7 protein-coding genes are annotated in these 9,117 nt (G+C 45.6%); 4 read left to right on the forward strand and 3 right to left on the reverse strand.

From position 1 onward, the window contains the following. Positions 1–156: 156 nt before the first annotated feature. Entirely contained in the window at positions 157–2,673 is a 2,517-nt protein-coding gene (locus IQ257_RS10830) for a PAS domain S-box protein (protein WP_193879005.1), read from the forward strand. 109 nt (positions 2,674–2,782) lie between these two features. Here the strand turns inward: IQ257_RS10830 and IQ257_RS10835 are convergent, their stop codons facing one another. Then, a complete protein-coding gene (locus IQ257_RS10835; protein WP_193879008.1) occupies positions 2,783–3,322 on the reverse strand; it encodes an NADPH-dependent FMN reductase in 540 nt (179 codons plus the stop codon). A 295-nt stretch (positions 3,323–3,617) separates the two neighbouring features. On the opposite strand from IQ257_RS10835, the gene ftsH reads away from it, so the two are divergent. Then, positions 3,618–5,621, forward strand: coding sequence for an ATP-dependent zinc metalloprotease FtsH (gene ftsH / locus IQ257_RS10840; protein WP_193879011.1), 2,004 nt, complete (start codon positions 3,618–3,620; stop codon positions 5,619–5,621). 235 nt (positions 5,622–5,856) lie between these two features. On the opposite strand, the gene IQ257_RS10845 is transcribed toward ftsH, so the two are convergent. Further along, positions 5,857–7,035: a pyridoxal phosphate-dependent aminotransferase gene (locus IQ257_RS10845; RefSeq protein ID WP_193879013.1), complete on the reverse strand. Its 1,179-nt coding sequence runs from the start codon at positions 7,033–7,035 to the stop codon at positions 5,857–5,859. A 359-nt stretch (positions 7,036–7,394) separates the two neighbouring features. On the opposite strand from IQ257_RS10845, the gene IQ257_RS10850 reads away from it, so the two are divergent. Together IQ257_RS10850 and IQ257_RS10855 are read left to right on the forward strand one after the other, a co-directional pair. Beyond that, positions 7,395–7,820, forward strand: a complete 426-nt coding sequence (locus IQ257_RS10850) for a J domain-containing protein (protein WP_193933033.1) — start codon at positions 7,395–7,397, stop codon at positions 7,818–7,820. Between the two features lie 4 nt (positions 7,821–7,824). Beyond that, entirely contained in the window at positions 7,825–8,190 is a 366-nt protein-coding gene (locus IQ257_RS10855; protein WP_193879019.1) for a cupin domain-containing protein, read from the forward strand. 50 nt (positions 8,191–8,240) lie between these two features. Here the strand turns inward: IQ257_RS10855 and IQ257_RS10860 are convergent, their stop codons facing one another. Beyond that, positions 8,241–9,017: an ABC transporter ATP-binding protein gene (locus IQ257_RS10860; protein WP_193879022.1), complete on the reverse strand. Its 777-nt coding sequence runs from the start codon at positions 9,015–9,017 to the stop codon at positions 8,241–8,243. Positions 9,018–9,117 lie beyond the last annotated feature (100 nt).

Consider the following 9,117-nt stretch of genomic DNA (forward strand, 5'->3'; position numbering starts at 1 on the left):
TTTGCTCTAACCACTCCTGGAAAGTTCACTCACCTTAGTTTAGAGTAAATATTAGCTTTGTTCTCTGAAAGTAAGCTGCTGTGCATCTAATTGGCATTATTGGGACGGGTAAGATGCCCATCTCAGAATAAATATACTGAAATACTAAGTACTCCCATGACTATTTTACTGGGTATAGCTGCTTTAATCCTAGCGACAGGAATTGGTATTATTCTCGTTCGTCGGAATACCAAGCAAAGTCTTCCCTTGAATACTGACGTATATAACCGTACTTTAGAAAACCAAGTTATAGAACGAACTGCGGAATTAATTCATATTAATGAGCAGTTGGAACTTGAAATTGCCGAGCGTAAAATCACCGAACTTGCTCTCAAAGAACAAAAAGAAATTCTGCAAACTACTTTTGAAAATATTCCGGGTATGTTGTGCTTCTATAATGCCAACATGGAAGTGCAGCTTATCAACTCAGCCTTTGAGAAAACCTTGGGTTGGTCCCTCGCAGAAATTCGAGAATTTGATATTATGGCGCAATGCTATCCAGATCCAGACTACCGCGCCTCGGTTATGGAGTTCATGATGAGAGCTGATAGCACATGGCGAGATATTCAGCTTAAAACTCGCAATGGTAATAGTCTATTTACCTCTTGGGCAAATGTTCGTTTACCGAATGGCTCTATTGTTGGTATTGGTAAAGATATTACTGAGCGCAAACAAACCGAAGAAGAGCTACGAGAAAGCAAGCGTTTTATTGAACGCATTGCTAATGCGTCTCCTAATCTTTGGTATATTTACGATCATATTGAAAAACGCAATGTCTATGCCAATCGCGAAATTGCCGCTGTTTTAGGCTATACTCCCCAACAGATGCAAGGGATGGGTGCAGCACTTCTGCCAACCATTGTTCACCCTGATGACTTGGCAAGATTTCCAGAGCATTTAAATAAATGGAAGACAGCGACAGATGATGACATTCTAGAAATCGAGTACCGGATCAGAAATGCTCAAGGAGAATGGCGGACTTTGCTGACTCGGGAAACGGTGTTTGAGAGGACTGTTGATGGCACAGTTAAGCAAGTGATTGGAACCTCTACTGATATTAGCGATGTCTACGACGAGCTTCGCTTACGCAAACGAATAGAAGAAGCCCTACGACAGAGTGCTTTGCGGGAAAAAGCGATCGCCCATGTTCTGCAACGGATGCGTAAGACACTTGATATTGAGACGATATTTAGTGCTACAACCGAAGAATTGCGGCACGTCATAAATTGCGATCGCGTCGCTATTTATCGTTTCAATCCGGACTGGAGTGGGGAGTTTGTATCCGAGTCGGTAGCGGATGGCTGGATACCTCTAATCGTCGAGCAGAAAAATGATTTTTCTCTGAAAGAGGATGCAGTAGAAGATGAAAATTGCATTATCAAAATCCTGGATATTGAAAATGACTCAGTACAGGACACTTATCTACAAGAGACTAGAGGTGGGGCATACTCTCAAGGCGTAAATTACCGAGTTACCCAAGACATTTACAACGCTGGATTTACCCCTTGTTATCTTAACCTCTTAGAACGATTTCAAGTCCGAGCTTACATCATTGTCCCCATTTTTTATGGCAATCAACTTTGGGGATTACTGGCGACTTATCAAAATTCGGCTCCCCGCTGTTGGAGTGAATCCCAAATTAGTGCCGTGGTGCAGATTGGTGTTCAGTTGGGCATCGCCTTGCAGCAAGCTCAGTTACTCCAACATACTCAACAACAAGCAGTAGCGCTAGAACTTGCTTTAGACGAATTAAAACGCACTCAATCCCAACTAATTCAAACTGAAAAAATGTCGTCTCTTGGTCAAATGGTAGCAGGTATTGCTCATGAAATCAACAATCCAGTTAGCTTTATCTATGGTAATCTTACTCCTGCCAGAGACTATTTCCAGGACCTGCTCTCCCTGATTGAACTTTATCAACAAAGCTACCCTGAGCCTACACCCGAAATTGAGCAGCTAGAGTCTGAGATCGAAGTTAATTTTCTGGTGGAAGATTGGCAAAAGCTGATAGATTCAATCCAGATTGGCGCTGAACGGATTCGCCAAATTGTCTTATCACTCAGAAACTTCTCTAGGCTGGATGAAAAAGAGCTAAAAGCAGTCGATATCCACGAAGGTATTGATAATACCCTCCTGATTTTACAGCACAGACTGAAAGCACAGGGAAATTATCCGGAAATAAAAGTGATTAAAAACTATGGTCAACTTCCACGGGTTAGCTGTTATGCCAGTCAGTTAAATCAAGTGTTTATGAATTTGCTCTCGAATGCAATTGATGCTCTACAAGAGGATTCAGAAGCACCGAGTCACGAGTCAGAAGTGATACCGACGATTACGATTCACACAGATGTTACTCATCAGAATACCAGTCCGAATTCTGGCTCCTGTCTCCTCAATTCTCATTTTGTTGTCGTTCGTATTGCTGACAATGGTGCTGGCATGAGTGAAGCGGTAAAACAGAAAATATTTGACCCATTTTTTACCACGAAGCCCGTCGGCAGTGGCACGGGATTGGGGTTATCAATTAGTTATCAAATTGTAGTAGAGAAACATAAGGGGCAACTCAGTTGTAGTTCTGCTCTAGGAAAAGGAACAGAGTTTATTGTAAAGATCCCAGCTAGAGGAAGCCTCTGACGGGGCAACTCTATCGAGGCAAAAATTAAACGTATGGGAGTACAGAATTATGTGGGATGTGTTAAAGAATATGGACGAACTCAAAGAAGACATATTTTAGACCTTTTTCTCACCCCGTCAGAGTCTGACTACTCAGTACCAAACTTTCAGCAAACTGATCCAAACGCTTCGAGAGTTTCTCATCTAAAAGCTTGCCATCCTCACCAAACGCTTTCCAAGCCTGACCGATCGCAATTTGCTCGGGAATCACCCAAGCGTGTACCCAACGCATAATCAACCGCAAATCGTTGAGGGCGTTACTGTTGGACTGACCTCCCAATACACTAATCAACCCCGTCACTTTCCCCGATAAATGGTCAAATGTCATCAAATCGAGGGCATTTTTTAAAACTCCACTGACTCCACCGTGATACTCCGGAGTTACCAAAATCAATCCATCGGCTGTCTGAACTGTTTCCCGCAACCGAGTAACATCTGGATACCCCGGATAGTCATCGCTGCCGATACAAAATGGTAACTGCATTTGTCGCAGGTCGAGAATTTCCGTTGCTGCTCCCAACGCTTCCACTCGCTGAACGGCTAGCGTTAATGCTTGATAGCTATACGATTTAGAGCGCAAACTCCCGTTAATCCCGACAATTTTCACCATTTCCCTAACACCCTCTGCTCAAAACTACTTAGCCTAACTGAGTCAGCGAGTCTGCCAAGCTTCCTCTATACCAAGATTAAGCCACTTATCGGTACAACATCACACGCATTAAGCTAAAGTCGTTATGACTACAAATAATATACCGATTGTTGCTCAACCTCGTCAACCAAGGTAGACAACCACGACTGGAATTGAGAAAGCTAAACTAGAGATGGTTAACAATGTTTAACCGTCGCGTCACGTACTTAGACCGTAACGCGCAGTACATAGGGGTTGAGTCAAGACAGGACGCACAATGAAAGAATCGAAAAAACACGAACGGACTAGCGGTTCGGTTTCCCAGCCAAACAAGCCACAAACTACGCCGAGAAACCTCTGGCGTTTTGCTGCCAGTTTATTACTATTTCAAGGAATGATGCTGGGTACTCCCGTCCGAGCCCAAGAAAGTGATCCGTCTCTCAGCTACGGACAGATATTACAAAAAATTGATGCCTGCATCCCCTCACCCTCCTCAGCATCTGAAGCTAGAGACGCTCAACCAGTCTCGAAAGTGAATTGCGATATTACCAAAGTCCAGATCGATCCGGCTAGGAGAGTTGCCGAAGTCTACCTCAAAGGACAAGATGCCAATGAAGACCCCCAAGAGTTGGTACTCCTCGATCAAAATTTGGAACTCATTGAGAAACTCCGCAGGACGAACATTGAATTTGATGTAGAACCCACTACCGATAACTCTGCGGCTTTGGGGCTAGTCATGAACTTATTTTTACTTTTATTATTACTGGCAGGATTAATGATGATCCTGCGCCGCTCTAGCAGTGGCTCTGGTCAAGCCCTAAACTTCGGTAAGTCTCGCGCTCGTTTCCAGATGGAAGCAAAAACCGGAGTCATCTTCAATGATGTAGCAGGCATTGAAGAAGCCAAAGAAGAATTGCAGGAAGTCGTTACCTTCCTCAAAGAACCGGAACGCTTCACGGCTGTAGGCGCACGCATTCCCAAAGGCGTCCTGTTGGTGGGACCTCCTGGTACAGGGAAAACTCTCTTGGCAAAAGCGATTGCAGGAGAGGCAGGAGTTCCATTCTTCAGTATCTCCGGCAGTGAGTTTGTAGAAATGTTCGTCGGTGTCGGTGCTTCCCGCGTCCGCGATTTGTTCAAAAAAGCCAAAGAAAACGCCCCTTGCTTGATTTTTATCGATGAAATTGATGCCGTTGGTAGACAGAGGGGGGCAGGCATCGGTGGGGGTAACGATGAGCGAGAGCAAACCCTTAACCAGTTGCTGACTGAGATGGATGGGTTTGAAGGGAACACGGGTATTATCGTTATTGCAGCAACGAACCGTCCCGATGTTTTGGATACCGCCCTCCTTAGACCGGGTCGATTTGACCGCCATGTCATCGTGGATTTACCGACTTATAAGGGACGGCTGGGAATTTTAGAGGTACACGCTCGCAATAAGAAGTTAGCATCGGAGGTGTCTCTCGAAGGCGTCGCCCGACGCACGCCCGGTTTTTCTGGAGCGGATCTGGCTAACTTGCTGAATGAAGCCGCCATCTTAACAGCACGACGGCGAAAAGAGGCGGTTACTCCTCTCGAAATTGCCGATGCCATTGATCGGGTTAGCATTGGTCTGCAACTGGCACCCCTACTGGATAGCAAGAAAAAGCGGTTGATTGCTTACCACGAAACGGGACACGCCTTGTTAATGACTATACTGAAAAACTCTGACCCGCTCAATAAAGTCACGATTCTGCCTCGTTCTGGCGGCGTTGGCGGGTTTGCCCAACCGCTTCCGAATGAAGAGTTCATGGATGCCAGTCGCTTTCGAGATTTAGGCGACCTTTATCTGCCTCGGACTTGGCTGATCGATCAGATTACCATCGCTTTAGGGGGAAGGGCAGCAGAGGAAGAAGTTTTTGGTCATGGTGAGGTGACGATTGGTGCCGCTAGTGATATCAAAAAAGTCGCTGAACTTGCCCGCGAGATGGTGACTCGTTATGGAATGTCTGACTTGGGTCCAGTTGCCCTCGAAAGTCCAAATAGTGAAGTTTTTCTGGGCGGCGGTTGGTCGCAGCGATCAGAATATTCAGAAGAGGTGGCGGCAAAAATTGATCAACAAGTGCAAAAGATCGCTCTGCGTTGCTATGGGGAAGCTTGTCGCCTAATTCGCGAGAACCGAGCCTTGATAGACCGCTTAGTTGATAATTTGTTGGATCAAGAAACGATTGAAGGCGATCAATTCCGCAAAATCGTTGCCCAATACACGCAACTGCCGGAGAAACAAATGGCAGTAACTTTGTAGGGGGAGAGTTGAATTGAAACTTGAGGCGATCGCCCTTTTACATCATCCCAAAGGCGATCGCCCTCCTGCAACTGTGGGATATAGAAACGGAACCACTTTCATACCTGAGGTAGGTCAGCTCTGCTCCAATTGCGAAACAAAAAAACACTCTCTCTATCTGAAAGAGTGTTCAAGTGTGACTGCTGCGGACTGGATAATTGACCGCGACTTAAATGCCTTCACCCCATCACCAATATTAGGTCGCTGCTACCTTCAAGTCGTGTACAAATTGCTCTAACCTGTCCATCCCCTTCTCAATCGACGCCATATCAGTAGCGTAGGAGAAGCGGATGCAATCGTCAGCACCAAAGGCGATACCAGGAACTGCTGCAACTTTCTGAGATTCCAACAACGCATTGCAAAACTCTAGAGATTTCATGCCTGTTTTGCTGATGTTGGCAAACAGATAAAAAGCACCGTTTGGTTTAGGACAGCGTAATCCGGGTATGGTATTGAGACGGTCGTACATCACCTGCCGTCGTCCAGCAAAGGCAAGGCGCATCTCTTCAACACAGTCTTGTGACCCTTCTAAGGCTGCGATCGCGCCATACTGAGCAAAGGTACAGACATTGGAGGTGCTGTGACCTTGAATCGTCGTCACGGCTTTAATCAGTTCCACTGGACCGGAGAGATAGCCGATACGCCAACCCGTCATTGAGTAGGCTTTTGCAAAGCCATTACTGATAAAGGTGCGCTGGAAGATTTCAGAGCCAACTGCACCAATGCTTAAGTGTTGCGTACCGTTGTAAAGAATCTTTTCGTAAATTTCATCAGAGACGACAAAAATATCTGCCTCGACGATAACCTCTGCCAACGCTTTCACCTCTTCTGGAGTGTAAACCATACCGGTGGGGTTGGAGGGAGAATTGAGAACAAACAGCTTAGTATTAGGGGTTATAGATTCCCGTAACTGCTCAGGGGTAATTTTGTAACCCGTTGAAGCATCTGTTGGCATAATGACGGGGGTACCGCCTGCCAACTTCACCATTTCGGGATAGGAAAGCCAGTAGGGGGCAGGAATAAGAACCTCATCCCCTGGCTCAATTAATGCCAACATTAATCCAAACAGAGAATGTTTGCCGCCGTTGGTGACAATCACATTCTCAGCTTGGTAATCTAAATTGTTATCTTGGCGCAGTTTGCGAGCGATCGCTTCTCGCAACTTGGGTTCCCCAGCCGCAGGACCATACTTGGTTTTTCCTTCATCCAAGGCTTTCTTTGCCGCTGCCTTGATATGGGTGGGGGTATCAAAATCAGGCTCCCCGGCGCTGAAACTGCAAACATCCAAGCCTTCTGCTTTCATCGCTTTGGCTTTGGCGGCAATTACCAGGGTTAGGGACGGAGAGACTTGACCAACTCGTGCTGCCAGCTTCATGCTTACTAAATCCGAACAACTAAAATGAACTCAGTGATTTTAGTGTACTCCTAGTCAATTTATTCCCAAGGGAAGCACTAGAGCAACGTCTTTCCCACAAAGAATACAAAGCACTGAAAGCGGCTAAGGATTAATTTTATAGTTAAGATTTATTTTCAGTAGGATAGTTTACTGAGAAAAGTATCAAATACCATCATGCCCTAAATGTAAACTGCACAGTGAACGCTAGAATGTCAAATCATTAACTTAAGTAAACGAAAGACTACAAAATATATCTTTCCTAAACTGATGTGTTTTTTTTGCTTCTACCCCCTTCAGTTCCTTAAAAGTTGAACTACCATTTTCATCAAAGATCAAATATGTTGCTGTCACTAATTAGGATGCTGTCGATGTTAAACGTGGCACAGTACTACAGAGTCCTCGATCTACAACCGGGCGCTTCAGCCGAAGAAGTCCACCAAGGCTACCTTGATATGACTTGGGTGTGGCACCCCGACCGATTTGTTAATCATCCTCGATTACAAAGGAAAGCGCACTACAAGCTTCAAGAACTCAATGAAGCCCATGAGCAACTGCGTTCTTGCCAACCCACTCCTCGTCACAGGGTTTCACGCCCGACATCCAAATCCCCCCTATCCTCACCCCCTCGCTCTTCCTCTCCAGCCGTGGATTTATACAAACCCCAAGTCAATCGGACAAGGGAAGAAGAAACTAGGCGAACGGTTAAGGACACCAAGTCCTCCGTTAGTTTTAAAACCAGCAATCTTGATGATTGGTTAGATTAACAACATGGATAAACTTGACGACAGTCAATTAATGAATGTAGCTTCCTTTGCAGTATGCGCGGCTGATGTTCATTGGGAACCTCACCCAATTCCAGGAGTTAAGGTTGCTAAACTGTATGTAGACATGGAACAACGCCAGTTGAGCGCCCTAGCTCAACTTGAGGCTGGCGTACACTACCCTCTTCACCGTCATGCAGGAGTCGAGGAGGTTTTTCTTCTAGAAGGAGACTTAGTGGTTGGGCAGAAGAAGTATGAGAAAGGGGATTACATTCGCTCGGCTCCTGGTTCAACTCATAACCCTCATACTGAAGGTGGATGTCTGTTTTTTTTGCGGACTTCCCTCGACGATGAAATTTTAAGCGGGAGTTGATTCTTTCTGCTTCTGAACTCCTGAACTCCTAGATTCTTCTTCAAAATCTCCTAGATTGCCAACACCACCTCTTCTTGCTTACCTCTAAGCAACTCAATAATTTCATCGATGTAATGTTGAAATTGGGGTTGACGCTTGGTTGTGTAGGTGCGATCGCCTGATAAATCAATCTTCAACTCCCGCTTAACAGTACCGGGTTGGGCTGTTAGAACATAAATTCGCTGGGAAAGAAATACGGCTTCTCCAACATCGTGGGTAATCATGAAGATAGTCGTGCCAGTACGCCGCCAAACTTGGAGCAAAAATTGTTGCATGGCTTCCTTCGTTTGAACGTCTAATGCCCCAAACGGTTCATCCATTAAGAGAATTTTCGGTTGGCAGGCAAGGGCGCGAGCGATCGCGACTCGCTGCTTCATTCCCCCCGACAGTTCCTTTGGTAGCGCCTTTGCAAACCCAGATAACCCCACGACATCTAAATAGAAAGAAACCTGCTGCTGCCGCTGTGCTGCTGGAATTCCCTGCAACTTCAAACCAAATCCGACATTATTCGCTACCGTCATCCAGGGATAAAGGGTATAGCTTTGGAAAACCATACCGCGATCGCAACTCGGTCCTGTTACCTGTACCCCATCCACTCTCACCTCTCCGGCTGTCGGACTATCTAACCCAGCAATCAAACGCAAGAGAGTTGATTTACCCGAACCCGAAGCACCCACCACGCAAACAAATTCTCCCTCCTCAACATACATATTTATATTTTTGAGGACAACAAAAGAACTCTTGGCTGTGGGAAACTGCTTGTAAAGTTGATTTACTTCTAAGTGCATAAGTCAATGTCATTCCAAATGGATTATCCATACATCCTTATAATGGGGCGTCGATAATTTTCTAATTCTCCCTTATCTTCCCCACTCCCCACTCCCCACT

The organism is Coleofasciculus sp. LEGE 07092, from assembly GCF_015207375.1.
GTDB lineage: Bacteria > Cyanobacteriota > Cyanobacteriia > Cyanobacteriales > Coleofasciculaceae > LEGE-07092.